This window comes from Afipia birgiae 34632, from assembly GCF_000308295.2.
Taxonomy (GTDB): domain Bacteria; phylum Pseudomonadota; class Alphaproteobacteria; order Rhizobiales; family Xanthobacteraceae; genus Afipia; species Afipia birgiae.
The window spans coordinates 2,418,449-2,432,319 of the sequence record NZ_HG326652.1; the positions used below are offsets into that span (position 1 = coordinate 2,418,449).

Consider the following 13,871-nt stretch of genomic DNA (forward strand, 5'->3'; position numbering starts at 1 on the left):
GATCATGCAGCCGTGTTTGTCCGCAGTCCAGCCGCCAAGAGGGACCGGATCGCGGCGCCTCCCGCACTCCGTTCTACGCGAGCCGTCTCACCGCCTTGTGGAAAACGGCCTGATGGTGCGTCAGGAGTACCGCGAGGAAGGACAGCGCGCGCGGATCGAGTATCCGTTGACAAAGAAGGGTCAATCGCTGGGCCTGTCCTTCAGCGCGTTGACCGAGTGGAGCGATCACTGGATCGGGAATGGCTCCGGGCCTTTGACGCTCCGGTCGAAGACAACCGGACAGAAACTTGCCGTCCCCTCGTCGACGAACGCGGCAAGCCGGCAAGGAAAGATGAGCTTGAGACCGTCATCACCCTTCCCTCGCGCAAGCCTGCGCCAGCCAAAAAGTAAGCAGCTGGCGACGCCATCGCCATATGACGGCGCATCATCTCAATAGGTCGCGGGTTGCGGCCGCCCCACCCCGCAATACAGAAACCCGTTCCGCGCTACTTCGTCCGGCGAATAGATATTCCGGAGATCGACGATCACCGGTGTGGCCATGGTGACTGCCATCTCCTTGAGATCAAGCGCGCGGAACTGCTCCCACTCCGTGACGATAACGAGCGCATGGGCCCCCTTCGCACACTCATAGGCATCGCTGCAGAAAGTGACATCCTCCAGCACCTTCTTCGCCTGTTCCATGCCAACAGGATCGAAGGCGCGCACGTTCGCACCCATGTCCTGCAACGCAGTGATCAGGGGAATCGACGGCGCGTCACGCATGTCGTCGGTATTCGGTTTGAACGTCATTCCCAGCACGCCCACCGACTTTCCCCGCAGATTGCCTCCGAATGCATTGGCAACCTTGCGAGCCATGGCGCGCTTGCGCTGGTCATTTACCGCAACGACAGTCTCGATGATCCGCAACGGCGATTCATTGTCCTGTCCGGTTTTGATCAGAGCCAGCGTATCTTTCGGGAAGCACGAGCCGCCATATCCCGGACCCGCATGCAGAAATTTCGCGCCGATGCGGTTATCGAGACCAATGCCCCGCGCTACTTCCTGTACATTGGCGCCGACTCTCTCCGCCAAATCCGCAATCTCATTGATAAAAGCGATCTTGGTTGCGAGAAAGGAGTTCGCGGCGTACTTGGTCAGCTCCGCCGTACGACGATCGGTATAAACGATGGGCGCGGCATTGAGATAGAGAGGCCGGTACACCTCGGCCATCATCTCGCGCGCGCGGGCATCATCGGTGCCGATGACGATGCGATCCGGATGCTTGAAATCACGGATTGCTGCGCCCTCGCGCAAAAATTCAGGATTCGAAACCACCGCAAACTTCGCATCGGGATTCTGTTCGCGGATGATCCGCTCGACCTCATCGCCGGTCCCGACCGGAACTGTGGATTTTGTCACGACCACCGTGAAATCTGACAACGCGCCTGCAACCTCGCGGGCGGCGGCATAAACGTACGACAGATCAGCATGTCCATCGCCTCGGCGTGAAGGTGTTCCGACAGCGATGAAAACAACGTCCGCACCGCGAACTCCTGCCGCTATATCGTCGGAGAAACTCAGACGGCGTTGTTTGACGTTACCAGCCACAAGCTCTGCGAGGCCCGGCTCGTAGATCGGAATTTCACCCCGGTTGAGCGCCTCCACCTTCTTCCCATCATTGTCGATGCAAACAACATGATGCCCAAAATCAGCGAAACATGCTCCCGAAACCAGTCCGACATATCCCGCCCCAACCATAGTGATCCGCATCAATAATCCTGTCTGGTCAAACCATTCTGTGGCGCTTTCAGCGCGCATCGTCGGGAGCTGTGAGTGAAATGTAACTCGCTGTCTAGCCGGCGAGCGTTTCCCATCCGTCCTTGCCGGACGGGAAGAAGAAGAAGTTATTGATATAGGCCTGACCGGCCTTGCGCCCGCCGTTCGATAGCAGCGAATCCGGGTCTTGGAAAATTTCCACATCGAACTGGTCGACCGGAACAATGTCACCATCTTCGACAAAGAACCCGCTGTAGCCTCTTTCCTGAAAGAATTCGAAAACCGATTCAGTCGCCAGCGGCCGATGTCTGTCTTCGGCTTCAACGAGGAAAACCGGCTGGCTTCGCTCGAGCAATTCGACAGCGCCGTTCAGAACATTCAGCTCATGCCCCTCCACGTCGACTTTCACAAACGCGACGTTGTCATCAATCATGTCATCGAGCCGAGCCATCGGCACATTCTGGACCGTGCAGGATTTCGCCGAAAGTGCCACCTGCGGCTCGAGCGACGCGAGACCATGAACAGCGCCCTGCTCACTTTGCGGGATCAGAAGCTCCGCGTTTCCCTCATGGTCAGACAGCGCCACTTCGTGAACGATCACATTCGACGCCGAAGTTAGCCGGAGAACGTCGGCCATCGTTCGCGAAGGTTCGAATGCATGCACGCACCGGGAAAGCCGCGCCAGTTCACGTGTATAGAGACCGCAGTTTGCGCCAACATCGATGGTCACCGCATCCCTGCACACGATTCTGTCCAGAAACGACAGTTCCACCTCTGCTGTTTTTGGACGGTGCATGAAATGCCACCGCAGCCAGAGTTCCGGGAAGGTTTCTTTCAACGCGTTCTTGACTTGTCGAACAGCTGTCATCGCCGCCGCCTTTCTGTTGCCTCATCGCACGAACCCCGACGCAAACGGCCGAGTGTTTCGATCAGGTTCAAACCCGGTGGTAGATATCTTCCACGCGAACGATGTCGTCCTCGCCGAGATATGGACCCGACTGCACCTCGATCAGGTTCAGTGGCACCTTTCCTGGATTTTCAAGGCGATGCATGCATCCGAGCGGAACGAAAATCGATTCATTCTCGCGTAGCAGGATCTCTTCGTCGTCCCGCGTGACGATGGCCGTACCATTGACGACCACCCAATGCTCCGCACGATGGAAGTGCTTCTGCAGCGACAGCTTGGCTCCCGGATTGACCGTGATCCGCTTGACCTGAAACCGGTCGCCGGCGTGAATCGATTGATAGTAGCCCCACGGGCGATGGACGGATTGGGTCTGGGTCGCCGAACGATGACCGCTGGCTTTCAGCCGTCCGACGAGTTTGGCAACGTCCTGATCCCGGTCCTTTGACGCAACAAGAACGACATCTGGCGTCGCTGTAATTATGAGATCATCCACCCCAAGTGCGGCGACCAGAGGCCCCTCTCCGCGGACGTAACATCCGCTGGCATCTTCCATGACGACATCGCCAATCGCCACGTTACCGGAACGATCCTTGTCGCCCATGTCCCACAGCGCCGACCAGCTCCCGACATCGCTCCAGTCAAAATCTGCCGGAACAACCGTGGCGGAATTTGTCTTCTCCATCACGGCGTAATCGAGCGATACGGATGGACATGCACGGAAAGCAGCTTCATCGAGACGCAGAAAATCCAGATCGCGGGTCGCGCCTGCCAGTGCGGCCCTGCATGCCGCCAGTATGTCCGGTGCCAGCCGCGCCAGTTCCTCGATCAGCAATCGCGCCGGCAGCAGAAAGATTCCGCTGTTCCAGAGATAGTTGCCGGCAGCAAGAAGCCGCTCGGCGGTGAGGAGATCCGGCTTTTCCACGAAGCCCGCCACCTGATGGACGCCGGGCGCGGAGGCGAGTTCGTCACGCGCTTGGATGTAACCGAATCCGGTCGCCGCTGCAGTCGGTCGTAGTCCAAACAACACAAACTGGGCCGCCTGTGCCGCTCTCATGCCAACGTCTATTGCTGCACGGAACGCGGCCGCATCACCAACCCAATGGTCGACCGGCATGGCGAGAATGATCGCATCCGGATCGGACTCCTGGGCGACAAGCGCGGCAACGGCGATAGCCGGCGCCGTATTCTGCCCGAACGGCTCAAGAACAATGGTTGGTTCCGCTACACCTACTGCACGCAACTGCTCCGCAATGGCAAAGCGGTGCTCCGCATTCGCGACGACCATCATCCCGCTGAACATCGCGGAGTCGTTCACGCGCAGCGCAGTTTGCTGCAACAGGGTTTTCTCCCCAAGCAGGGAGAGCAGCTGCTTGGGGTAAGTTTCACGAGATAGTGGCCATAGCCGCGAACCTGTCCCACCCGAGAGAAGAACGGGAATAATGCGACTTTGTCGCTGCGTCATTGTTGCCCCCAAAGATACGAGATAGCGAATGCGGGATAGCCGGACGATTCAGAACGAATCATTTCCTTAAAAGCCGCTGCCTGACAGGAATTCCCGCCGGACCGTACGTGCGATGATGGTGATATCCATCCGCAGCGACCACTTCTCGATGTAATCGAGATCATGATCGATCCGCGCGATCGCCAGATCCGGCTCGACTGTGCTGCCTCTGCAGCCACTCACCTGAGCCAGGCCCGTGATGCCCGGCCTCGCGGTGTGCCGCTGGAAATAGTAAGGAACCAGATCCTCATAAGGCATATTGGCTGCGAGCATCCCCGGCACATGAGGGCGCGGACCGACAAGCGACATATCTCCCTTGATCACATTGATCAGTTGCGGAAGCTCATCGAGACTCGTGCTTCTCAGAATCTGCCCAACGCGGGTCACCCTGGAATCACCTTGGACGGTCTGCTGGATACCCGCAGCATCGCCCATGCTCACATCCATCGAACGAAACTTGTAAATCTTGAACAGGTGATTGCGGTACCCGTAGCGATACTGCCGGAAGAACACCGGTCCGCGTGACGTTGTCTTGATGGCAATCGCGATTGCGATGAACAACGGGGCGAAGAACAACAGCGCCAACGCGGCAGCCGATGCATCAAAGATCCGCTTACTGACGGCAACGGCCGGTTCGCTGTGCGACATGCGAACGGCAGCGCGAGAGCGGTAGGCGTTGCGAATTCGGTAGGGACTGCTGCTCGCGTACTCGACCGGGCGAACCGAGATCAGCCGCGGCCCCTTCCACGACGTTGCTGAGTTGTCCTGAACAAAACGGGTCGTGACTGTCGCGGCCATTTGCCCTTGCTTTCAACTTGACGTCTATCGGACGAAACTCAACGCATGCAGAAGGCAGCGTCACTTCGAATTCTTCGCAGGCGCGAAGCACGATTCGAACAACGAAGGCACCACCTCCAACGGCGAGCAAGCTTTCCTAAAGTTTTGTACGAAATGGGGCAGCAAAACGAAAAATTCGCGCACGCGAGTCACGCATGAGGTTCAAAACATTTTTGCGACGCGAAAATTTGTCGCGCTGCGAAGCGCTTAGAGTGCGATGCCGATTTCTTACGCTGCAATTTCGTTGACACTGCCATGCACAATCAAGGACGTGGACAAGATTCAAGAAGGGAGTCGATTATCCGATCGAACAGGCGCATTGTGACGTTGAGATCGGGTACATGCGGCCGCGCTGATACACTGATACTTTGTGCAGATCGTTCACTAAAAACTAAAGGAGAGTCTTTAGATTCTCCGGGAACATGGATTAGGCTCACAGCGAGCTCGCAAGATGATTGTCCGGCTACGGAAGATCGAGACAACGGGCGGCGACTCACCTGTGTCGTCTGCGCCTTCAGCGGAACCAGCGATGATCGCTGACCAAATGAATGCGGCCTCCTTAACGCCTTCTGTGAAGGCGAATCACCGACTCAGAAACTGGATCATTCTCGCCAATGTCGCGGTTTGGGCGCTCATTATACTGGCGATCCGGATGATTTTCTTTTGACTTCCACTGGCGGAGCGTCTGTCATCACGGATTCATCCATTTGACCGTGAAACTGTTTCAAGACGAAACTTCCTGATGCGATCCGGCGCCCCAACCCCGCGTGGTTTACGCACGAGTTCCGCCGTCGTGCCTCCGGGCACGCGCGTCTACGCCGTGGGAGATATTCATGGACGCTCGGATCTCTTGGCAGAAACCATTGCACGGATCGACGACGATATCCGCCGCCGGCCCGTTGAGCACGTCATCGAGGTCTATCTCGGCGATTATATCGATCGCGGACCCGATTCGAGTGGCGTGCTCAGCGTGCTCGCAGTCCGCCTTGTGCGCCGGCACGCCATTTGCTTGCGCGGCAACCATGAAGCGATCTTGGAGCGATTTCTATGGCAAGACGCAGGCACTCTCCATCACTGGGCAAGGCTCGGAGGCCTCCAGACACTCGCGTCCTATAATGTTGTTCCGCGCACACGGCTCGAAACAGAAGCACCACTCGCAATTCAGCGATCATTGCTGGAGGTCTTTCCCCGCGAACACGAATTGTTCTTGCAATGTCTCCGCAACAGCTTCGTTTGTGGAGACTTTCTGTTCGTCCACGCTGGAATACGGCCTGGCGTTCCAATGAACCTACAAGATGCTGAGGATCTGTTCTGGATCCGCGACGAGTTCCTGAACTCGGAGCTCAATCATGGCAAGGTGATCGTGCACGGTCACACTCCGGTGGATCACCCGGATATTCGTGAGAACAGGATTAACATCGACACCGGCGCGTGGCGAACGGGCATCCTGTCATGCATCGCGATCGAGGGTGCGACAGTTCTCGTGCTGTAAAAATCTGCATCACGCATGGCACGCGAGCAACAATCGCGAACGAGCCGGTCGTGGTTGCCACAATCAATGGCAGAACAATCCGGCGGCACATTGGAACAACCCATCACATTCTTTTGCCGTTTTTTTCCCGACTATCACTCCATGCTGCATCAAGGAAGTCATTCGCTCCGATTGATGTCTGCAAGTCGCGTGCCTGAGTGGGGTTGAGTCATGTCGCAAATGTCTACGCGCGTCGCGCGCCTGCTTCTTTCTGTCGTTGTGGCAACTTGCAGCCTCAACATTCTCATCAAGACGAACGCTCAGGCTCAACAGCAACAATCCTCCGCTGCTCCCAACGCGGGAACATATGTGCTCGGCCCCACCGACAGGGTTCGCGTTAAGGTTTATGGTGAGCCCGATGTCGCAGGTGAATATGAGGTCGACAGCGCTGGCTATGTTTCCATTCCGCTCGCCGGCCGCGTCAGGGCCGCAGGATCCAACACGCGCCAGCTGGAACGCGCGATTACAGCCGCCTTATCGAAGGGAATCGTCCGCGACCCCCGAGTCAATGTCGAGATTGCGCTCTATCGGCCCTTCTACATCCTCGGCGAGGTCAAGAAGAGTGGCGAATATCCGTATCGCGTCGGAATGACCGTGCTCGATGCAATTGCGAGCGCAGGCGGTTTCACCTATCGCGCTAACGAGAACAAGGTGTTCTTGCGGCGCGCCGGCGGCGCTGGCGAAGAAATCTATCCGCTTGATGCACCCGTGTTGATTTATCCGGGCGACAACATCCGCGTCCCCGAGCGCTTCTTTTGATTCTTCTAAATCGTCATTTCGATTTCACATTTCAACGTTCCACCCAGCGAATTGCAAAAATGATTTTGCACGCCGAGCAGATGTGCACCGCCATAGTACCGTCTCTTTGCGATGCAAATTTCTCTGCGACGCAGAACGATGTTCGATGTTTCGCGTTGAGATGCGCAGAAAGCGTTTCTCGCGTACCGGGGGAAGGACGTTCGTGACGATATCGCTGGCGTGAACCGAATCCACCATGACGTTTCTTTGGACGAAGGCACGATGATTTTCTGGGCTACTCCGAGACATCCGGCACCGGCGACCTCCGCCGGGCGTGCGAGCTTCCCTTACGGGACAATTAATGAAGAGTGCTGTTGCGTTGATAGTGTTCGAGGAAGTCGGAAGCCGCGAACGAGCGGCACCGCCGCGACCGCATCGCGGATCGAAATTTGCAAGGCTGGGAAAGGCACAGCTGCCGGCAACCGCTCTCATGCTTGGTCTCGCCGCGCCGTCGTACGCACAGGTCATACCATCGAGCACTGAACAACTCTCTGCTCCCTGGAATACGCAACGGGTCTTCGAACCATCCTCGCTACCCGATCTGACGGATTCGGAGACACGCAACGAGATCCAACCCGAGGATATGCCGGTGAATAAGCGACAGCAGCCGGGGTACGAGCCGGTCGGAATTCGGGCTGGTTCCTGGATGTTCAGCCCCAAGCTGATATCCGGTGCCCTTTACGACAGCAATGTCTTCTCGTCGAACACGACGAAGCGGGCGGATATCGCGGCCGTGCTTCAACCCTCGCTGCGCGCCCATACGTTGTGGGAGCGGCACGGCATCGATCTGAAGCTGGACGCTCAGTCGACAATATATAATGAGAATTCCAGCCTTAATCAGACCAATGCCAGCCTGAAGGGCAATGGCTGGTTCGACATCGCGCACGACCTTGCCGTTCTCACCAACTTCCAGATCGCTCATCTGAATGAAGGTGTTGGCACCCTCAGTTCGCCGGTGAACGCAATCTCCCCGACCCCCTACGACCTGTTCTCCGGCGATGTGACCGTTCGCAAGGAATTCAATCGGCTAACCACATCGGTCGGCATGCGCGTCGACTCTTATGATTATGGACAAACCCGAGCGGAGAACGGCTCGATCATCAATCAGGACGGCCGCGATGGTCAGATCTATTCGCTTCATGGCCGCGTCGATTATGCGTTCTCGCCCGTTCTGGGATGGTTCGCCGGAGTTGAGGGCAACCAGCGCAACATTCGCGGCACTCCAGCCCAGCCGCTGGATTCGCAGGGATATCGCGCACTATCCGGTTTCACCGTCGGATTTACCAATCTTCTCAGCGGCGAATTTGGTGTGGGCTACGTCCAGCAGCGCTTCGATGCTGCATCTATCGGCTCGATCGAAGGCCCATCCTATCGCGCGATGTTAACCTGGCGCCCGACCCGCCTGCTCGACGTTCATTTCAAGGCGGAACAGATCGTGACGGAAACATCCGACACCAGTTCCACGGGGGTGCTCGCAAACGCTTTCCAACTCGGTCTCGACTACGAACTCCGGCGCAACGTGATCGTCTCTCTCGCGGGTGGCTATGAAAACGACCGCTTCTTTGGACAGCCGCGCAAGGACACGGTGATGACCTCCGATGCGCGGATCAAATACTTGATGAATCGATACGGCTCAATTTCCGTCTTCCATCGATATACCGACCGTAACAGCGATATTCCCGCCTTCAGCTTCGACAAACATCAGGTAGGAATCAATGTTACAGCGCAGTTCTGACTCCGATCTCCAGGCCCTGGATGAATCCGTCGGCGCCGCAGCCGGGCGATGGCAACAACCGACCGTCGATCTGCGCGAAATGGCACGCATCCTGCGCCGGCGCTGGAAGGCTGTTGCCGCAGCGCCGCTGTCTCTGATTGCGCTCGCACTGGTCTATCTCATCGCCGTGAGTACTTTATATACGGCGACATCCACGGTTCTCGTGGATCCTCGCCGCGCCAACGTGGTGGATACCAGCCAGACGGTCCTGTCGAATTTCGGCACCGATGACGCCACCATCGAAAGCCAGGCCCTCCTTATCCAATCCGTCGCAATCCTGCATCGCGTGGTGGACAAACTTAAGCTAACCGCCGATCCGGAATTCACGCCGAAGCCGGGACTTCTTGATCCCGTCAGGCGCCTGTTTAGCAGCAGCGGCCCGGCCGCCGGGGCAAGCCCGGAGGACGCAGCAAGGGCAAGATCCGTCGAGATTCTTCAGAAGCGGATGAAGGTGACCCGGCAAGGCACGACCTTTCTCGTGGATATCAGCATCAGCTCAGAGGAGCCGCGAAAGGCGGCAGCGATCGCCAACGCAATTGCCGAGAGCTACTTCGAGGAACAGGTTCGCGCCAAATACGACGCGACCAAGATCGCCGCGAGTTGGCTCAATGGCCAGATCGAGGGGTTGAAATCGCGGGTCGTCACATCCGAGCAGGCGGTCGAGGATTTTCGCTCCACCAATAACCTCGCCGTGGCGCAGGGCGTCACGGTGAATGATCAGCAGATCACGGATCTCAACAACAAGCTGATCGCCGCCCGGGCGCAAACCGCCGAGGCGCGTGCAAAGTACGACCAGGTGCAGCAACTAGCCAAATCCGGTGGCGACGCTGGCGGCATCAACGCCGCCATCACCTCGGAGATGATCACCAAGCTGCGAACGCAGTATGCCGACATCGCAAAGAACGAAGCCGACCTTTCGAGCAAGTACGGGGTGCGGCACCCCCTCGTCGCCAATGTGCGCGCGCAGTTGAAGGACACACAGCGTCTCATCAACGAGGAAATCCGCCGCATTCTCGACAGCACGCGACACGACTACGATGTCGCAAAGTCTCGCGAAGCGTCCTTGCAGCAAAGCCTCGATCAGGTACAGGGAGTATCAAGCTCCTCTGGTTCGGCTCTGGTCCGGCTTCGTGAGTTGCAGCGGGAAGCCGAAGCGAACCGTACGCTCTATGAGTCCTATCTGGCCCGATACAAGGAAACCTCGGCGCAGGAGAGTCTCGAAATGCCCGACTCCCGCGTGGTGACGAGAGCGAGCATCCCGATCAGGCCCTCTTCGCCCAAAAACATGCTTATTCTTGGCCTGACCCTGATGATCGGCCTCGGTGGCGGGTGCATTTTCGCATTTCTGGCAGACTATCTCGACCGCCGCATCAAAACGCTTGAACAGGCGGAGGCCGTTTCAGGTGTCCCCGCGCTCGCCGCCGTCCCGTTGATCGGCACGCGCGAGCTTGCGGCGCGCGCAAAGCGCGGGCGGGATGAACTCGGCCGTTACAATCCCAGGACCATGAGACTGTTGCCGCCTGCGTTGCAGCCGCCCTTGATGCGCTACGCCATCGACGAACCCGGCACATTCTTCGCGGAAGCGATCCGCGCTGTCCGTCTTGCGATTCAACGCACGATGCGTATCCAGCCGCTGAAAGTCGTATTGGTAACGTCAGCGCTGGATAACGAAGGGAAGACAACGCTTGCGGCCAATCTCGCCCTGTCGCTTGCCACACTCGGTATCAAAACCCTTTTGATCGATGGCGATCTTCGCAATCCGCAATTGACGCGCGCACTGTCCCCACATGCCAACGCGGGACTGATGGAGGTCGCCAAAGGACAAGTCTCGCTGGATCGGGCCATTCTGCTGGACCGGAGTTCCGGCCTTTCGATCCTGCCGTCACCGGCAGTGAAAGATGTCGATATCATCACCGAGTTGATGTTCTCCGAGCGGATCGTCGAGATCCTCGATCACCTGCGCCAGCACTATGAATTGATCATCATCGATTCACCGCCGCTTGTACCTCTGGTGGACGGTCGCGCGTTGGCCGAATTGTCCGACCGCATCATTCTTGCCATGGGATGGGATCAGACCCCTCAGGAAGTTGTCACGCACACCGTCAACCTGCTGTCCCCGGTCCGTGACAGGATTCTCGGTACGGTGCTGACACGGGTCGATCTCAGCCGACTGCGGTTCTATGACTACTATCGCAGCTCGGCCTATCTCAAGCCATACGGCAGCGCCGCGCTGAAGCCGGGACCGGCGGAATGAAGGCGCGCGGACCGATGACCCGAATTATGGGCGCGATTCCAGCAAACGGCCCGTTCCCGCCGCATCGTGGCGCGGTTCCCGTCAGGACAAGCTTCCCGCGCCCGCCCCATGCGGGAAGCCGCGAACCCGCAATGGCCGGCTGGTTGATAGACCGGATGATTGTCCTGCTGTTGCTGCTGGCCGTGATCGCGACATTCACGCTGTCGTCGGCAATGCTGACCCACTGGAAAATACACTACGTAACTGCCGGTGGCGGCTTCTACGAGAAGCTCCACCCCGCAACCTACCTCACATTTCTTGCCTTCGGCCTTCTGCTCCTGCGCAACGCCGATCCGGTCGGCGAGATCGACCGGATGTTCTCAGGATCGAAGCTCATCCTTGTCTATCTTGCGTGCTGGTCACTTCTGCTCGTTCAGATGTTCGTACTGACACGCCCATTCACCGTGATCATCGATACCTTTCTCCTTCCAGTCGTGCTGTGTCTCGCCATCTGGCAACTCTCGCCGACCCAGCGAAAGCCACTGATTTGGGCCACCCATCTCACCATCCTGCTCAACGTGTGTCTCGGATACTACGAATACTTTTCCGGTCACCGGTTAATCCCACTGACGCTGGGCGACGTACTGGTCGTTGGGGAATGGCGTTCGTCAGCGCTGCTCGGGCATCCGTTGACCGCATCGGGCCTCGTGGGAGCGTACATTCTCGCACTGGTTCTTCGCCCCGCCCTTTGCCCCCTCGCCATGCTTCGCATCGCGCTGATTGCCTTCTGTCTCGGATCATTGATGGCATTCGGCGGCAGAACCGCCCTGATCACGGTTCTCTTGGTGCTGGGCTTTGTCGCAGCAAAGGCAGTCTGGCTGATATTGCGCGGAAAGCAGGTTTCGCTTCCGACGGTGATTGCCACCCTTTGCCTGCTATTTATCGCGGCGGCTGGAATTTTCGCAGCATTCGACCTCGGAATCTTCGACAAGATGCTGCTGCGGTTCTCATCAGACAAAGGCAGTGCTCTCGCGCGCTTTGCGACATTCGACCTTCTGTCCCATTTTGACTGGCAGGAGCTGGTGATGGGCCCAAATCCCACCCGCGTAAATGCACTGCAGGCACAGCTTGGGCTCAATTATGGAATTGAGAACTTCTGGATCTCCTGCGTTGTCCAGTTCGGACTCATTCACACCATTCTGCTGACCATCGGCTTGATCTGCCTGTTTGTGGAAATTCTCAAACGCGCAAACCCTGCAGCGTGGGCAATCGTTCTGCTAATCCTGGTGATCGCGGCGAGTTCCGTCAGCTTTTCGTCGAAGAACATTCAGCTAGCGCAGTTCATCACTCTCATCACGCTGCTGTTGCCGCGTGAAACGACTGCACCGGCGCTACGGGCCGCCGCCGGCAAACCAATTCGGGCTTACTGATGAATCTTGAGATCGGACTCCCATGACCGTCTATGTTGACCATACCCATCTCGGACGTCACGTCACCGGCCTGGAACGCATCACGCTCGAGTTGTTCTCGCGGGAGGCGCTTGCTCCGCTCGACGTCACTCCCGTGACCGCGCGCGGCACCGGCCGGATGATCGCAACGCAAACATTTGGACTACCGTTACGTCTGGCTGATGCATCATCGATCTTGCTCTGCCCCGGCTTCCCTCCCAGTCCCTTGTTGCGGCCGTTGGCAACGCGAGTCATTCCCTACATTCACGACATCTTCCTGCTGTCCCGCCGCGCTGACCTCAACCGGCGCGCGCGGCTCTATATGGCACCCTCCTTCAAGCTCGCAGTGGAGAACTACCCTCGCTTCCTGGTCAATTCCGCCGACACGAAGCGCAAGCTCTCCGCTCACTGCCGGCCCGACGCTGACATCACATTGTACCGCCCGCCGGTACGTAACGTGTTCGACTTGCGTCCGGATGACCGCATGAGACCGATTGGAAAATCGGAACCGCTTCGCCTCGTCGCGTTCGGCACTGTGGAGCCGCGCAAAAACTTTGTGGCCGCAGCCCGGGTTCTTGCAGCGCTGCGCGAGCAAAATTTTAGCGATGCCACCCTTGAGATTGTGGGGCGACGCGGCTGGGGAGACGATTGGGGTATCCTTGAGCAAAGTCCCGGCGTGATCCTGCACGGATACCAATCCGGCGAGCGGGTCCGCGAGATTCTTCAGGGCGCGGATGTTTTTATCTGCACATCTCACGAGGAAGGCCTCGGTCTGCCTCTGCTGGAGGCCCAGTATGCAGGTCTTCCGATCGCGGCACCCAATGCGGCCATCTTCCGTGAAGTGCTGGGTCAATCCGGCATTCTCATCGACTCCAATGATCCCGCTGCCGCTGCGAGTGCGATCACCGCTGCGCTATCGGAACCTGCATGGCGGACATCATTTGCAGCTCGCGGAACAGAAAATTTGGCGCGCTGGAACGCATTAGCCTCATCCGATCGCGGCGCTGTCATCGACCTGATTATGGCGCTTTCTCAGCGACGCCCGCGCGCTGATTCTAGGAAGCGAAGCGTCGCACCCTGACGCAAC

At 58.0% G+C, this 13,871-nt stretch carries 11 protein-coding genes; 7 read left to right on the plus strand and 4 right to left on the minus strand.

All coding sequences use genetic code 11. The features are described 5' to 3' along the window. Positions 1–4: 4 nt before the first annotated feature. Positions 5–436 (plus strand): winged helix-turn-helix transcriptional regulator, encoded by a 432-nt coding sequence (locus BN32_RS28215; RefSeq protein ID WP_430641904.1) that lies wholly within the window; start codon positions 5–7, stop codon positions 434–436. Here BN32_RS28215 and BN32_RS11385 read toward each other — a convergent pair. The 4 genes from BN32_RS11385 to BN32_RS11400 all read right to left on the minus strand — a co-directional run bounded on the left by BN32_RS11385 (position 430) and on the right by BN32_RS11400 (position 4,961). Further along, the gene (locus BN32_RS11385) at positions 430–1,749 is read right to left on the minus strand and encodes a UDP-glucose dehydrogenase family protein (protein WP_040425654.1); all 1,320 of its coding nucleotides are present in this window, start codon (positions 1,747–1,749) and stop codon (positions 430–432) included. The two genes, BN32_RS28215 and BN32_RS11385, sit on opposite strands and share 7 nt — an antisense overlap. Before the next feature lie 82 nt (positions 1,750–1,831). After that, positions 1,832–2,623: an FkbM family methyltransferase gene (locus BN32_RS11390; RefSeq protein WP_019198321.1), complete on the minus strand. Its 792-nt coding sequence runs from the start codon at positions 2,621–2,623 to the stop codon at positions 1,832–1,834. A gap of 67 nt (positions 2,624–2,690) precedes the next feature. Next, positions 2,691–4,124, minus strand: coding sequence for a mannose-1-phosphate guanylyltransferase/mannose-6-phosphate isomerase (locus tag BN32_RS11395; RefSeq protein WP_040425655.1), 1,434 nt, complete (start codon positions 4,122–4,124; stop codon positions 2,691–2,693). Between the two features lie 66 nt (positions 4,125–4,190). Continuing rightward, positions 4,191–4,961 carry a sugar transferase gene (locus BN32_RS11400; RefSeq protein WP_019198323.1) on the minus strand — a complete coding sequence of 257 codons (771 nt, stop codon included), beginning with the start codon at positions 4,959–4,961 and terminating at the stop codon, positions 4,191–4,193. A 781-nt stretch (positions 4,962–5,742) separates the two neighbouring features. Here BN32_RS11400 and BN32_RS11410 point away from each other — a divergent pair. The 6 genes from BN32_RS11410 to BN32_RS11435 all read left to right on the plus strand — a co-directional run bounded on the left by BN32_RS11410 (position 5,743) and on the right by BN32_RS11435 (position 13,865). After that, positions 5,743–6,492, plus strand: a complete 750-nt coding sequence (locus tag BN32_RS11410; protein WP_051488456.1) for a metallophosphoesterase — start codon at positions 5,743–5,745, stop codon at positions 6,490–6,492. Positions 6,493–6,702: 210 nt separating this feature from the next. Next, a complete protein-coding gene (locus tag BN32_RS11415) occupies positions 6,703–7,290 on the plus strand; it encodes a polysaccharide biosynthesis/export family protein (RefSeq protein ID WP_019198327.1) in 588 nt (195 codons plus the stop codon). Between the two features lie 469 nt (positions 7,291–7,759). After that, a complete protein-coding gene (locus BN32_RS11420) occupies positions 7,760–9,064 on the plus strand; it encodes an outer membrane beta-barrel protein (RefSeq protein WP_152343823.1) in 1,305 nt (434 codons plus the stop codon). Further along, on the plus strand, positions 9,045–11,357 hold the full coding sequence (locus BN32_RS11425) for a GumC family protein (protein ID WP_019198329.1): 2,313 nt from the start codon (positions 9,045–9,047) through the stop codon (positions 11,355–11,357). The genes BN32_RS11420 and BN32_RS11425 overlap by 20 nt, the downstream gene beginning before the upstream one ends. A 14-nt stretch (positions 11,358–11,371) precedes the next feature. Next, positions 11,372–12,766, plus strand: a complete 1,395-nt coding sequence (locus tag BN32_RS11430; RefSeq protein ID WP_156946970.1) for a VpsF family polysaccharide biosynthesis protein — start codon at positions 11,372–11,374, stop codon at positions 12,764–12,766. A gap of 22 nt (positions 12,767–12,788) precedes the next feature. Next, positions 12,789–13,865 (plus strand): glycosyltransferase, encoded by a 1,077-nt coding sequence (locus tag BN32_RS11435; protein WP_019198331.1) that lies wholly within the window; start codon positions 12,789–12,791, stop codon positions 13,863–13,865. The last annotated feature ends 6 nt before the right edge of the window (positions 13,866–13,871 follow it).

Bases quoted from the DNA above. Each gene is read 5' to 3' on its own strand.
- BN32_RS11425 (WP_019198329.1), top strand. From the start codon at position 9,045: ATGTTACAGCGCAGTTCTGACTCCGATCTCCAGGCCCTGGATGAATCC.
- BN32_RS11415 (WP_019198327.1), top strand. From the start codon at position 6,703: ATGTCGCAAATGTCTACGCGCGTCGCGCGCCTGCTTCTTTCTGTCGTT.
- BN32_RS11400 (WP_019198323.1), bottom strand. From the start codon at position 4,961: ATGGCCGCGACAGTCACGACCCGTTTTGTTCAGGACAACTCAGCAACG.
- BN32_RS11395 (WP_040425655.1), bottom strand. From the start codon at position 4,124: ATGACGCAGCGACAAAGTCGCATTATTCCCGTTCTTCTCTCGGGTGGG.
- BN32_RS11390 (WP_019198321.1), bottom strand. From the start codon at position 2,623: ATGACAGCTGTTCGACAAGTCAAGAACGCGTTGAAAGAAACCTTCCCG.
- BN32_RS11385 (WP_040425654.1), bottom strand. From the start codon at position 1,749: ATGCGGATCACTATGGTTGGGGCGGGATATGTCGGACTGGTTTCGGGA.
- BN32_RS11435 (WP_019198331.1), top strand. From the start codon at position 12,789: ATGACCGTCTATGTTGACCATACCCATCTCGGACGTCACGTCACCGGC.
- BN32_RS11410 (WP_051488456.1), top strand. From the start codon at position 5,743: ATGCGATCCGGCGCCCCAACCCCGCGTGGTTTACGCACGAGTTCCGCC.
- BN32_RS28215 (WP_430641904.1), top strand. From the start codon at position 5: ATGCAGCCGTGTTTGTCCGCAGTCCAGCCGCCAAGAGGGACCGGATCG.
- BN32_RS11420 (WP_152343823.1), top strand. From the start codon at position 7,760: ATGCTTGGTCTCGCCGCGCCGTCGTACGCACAGGTCATACCATCGAGC.
- BN32_RS11430 (WP_156946970.1), top strand. From the start codon at position 11,372: ATGACCCGAATTATGGGCGCGATTCCAGCAAACGGCCCGTTCCCGCCG.